The 1,161-nt window shown below is 51.1% G+C and carries 1 rRNA gene; it reads left to right on the top strand.

The window, feature by feature from the left end:
* Positions 1–1,140 (top strand): 23S ribosomal RNA (locus tag ACTXGL_RS14060); the annotation flags it as partial.
* Positions 1,141–1,161: the final 21 nt, after the last annotated feature.

Below are 1,161 nucleotides of genomic sequence, written 5' to 3'. Positions count from 1 at the left end.
TGGCAGTCGCAGATACCAGGCTGCTGCAACTGTTTATTAAAAACACAGCACTCTGCAAACACGAAAGTGGACGTATAGGGTGTGATGTCTGCCCGGTGCTGGAAGGTTAATTGATGGGGTTAGCGTAAGCGAAGCTCTTGATCGAAGCCCCAGTAAACGGCGGCCGTAACTATAACGGTCCTAAGGTAGCGAAATTCCTTGTCGGGTAAGTTCCGACCTGCACGAATGACATAATGATGGCAGCGCTGTCTCCAGCAGAGACTCAGTGAAATCGAAATCGCAGTGAAGATGCTGTGTACCCGCGGCTAGACGGAAAGACCCCGTGAACCTTTACTACAGCTTTACATTGAACTTTGACCTGACTTGTGCAGGATAGGTGGGAGGCTTTGAAGCCGAGACGCTAGTCTTGGTGGAGCCAATCTTGAAATACCACCCTGGTCATGTTGGGGTTCTAACTCAGGTATAACAATACCGAGGACAATGTATGGTGGGTAGTTTGACTGGGGCGGTCTCCTCCTAAAGAGTAACGGAGGAGTACGAAGGTGCGCTCAGACCGGTCGGAAATCGGTCGTAGAGTATAAAGGCAAAAGCGCGCTTAACTGCGAGACCCACAAGTCGAGCAGGTACGAAAGTAGGTCTTAGTGATCCGGTGGTTCTGTATGGAAGGGCCATCGCTCAACGGATAAAAGGTACTCTGGGGATAACAGGCTGATACCGCCCAAGAGTTCATATCGACGGCGGTGTTTGGCACCTCGATGTCGGCTCATCTCATCCTAGGGCTGAAGCAGGTCCTAAGGGTATGGCTGTTCGCCATTTAAAGAGGTACGCGAGCTGGGTTTAGAACGTCGTGAGACAGTTCGGTCCCTATCTACCGTGGGCGTTGGAAATTTGAGAGGATCTGCTCCTAGTACGAGAGGACCAGAGTGGACGAACCACTGGTGTTCGGGTTGTCATGCCAATGGCATTGCCCGGTAGCTACGTTCGGATGGGATAACCGCTGAAAGCATCTAAGCGGGAAGCCCACCTCAAGATTAGATTTCCCTAAAGAGCCGTTCAAGACTAGGACGTTGATAGGCAGGGTGTGGAAGCACAGCGATGTGTGTAGCTAACCTGTACTAATTGCTCGTTTGGCTTGACCATACAACACCCAAGTGGTTTGTA

Origin of the sequence: Psychrobacter sp. T6-6 (genome assembly GCF_052258185.1) — a bacterium.
Lineage (GTDB): Bacteria > Pseudomonadota > Gammaproteobacteria > Pseudomonadales > Moraxellaceae > Psychrobacter.
This window is presented reverse-complemented; position numbering and strand designations above follow the sequence as displayed.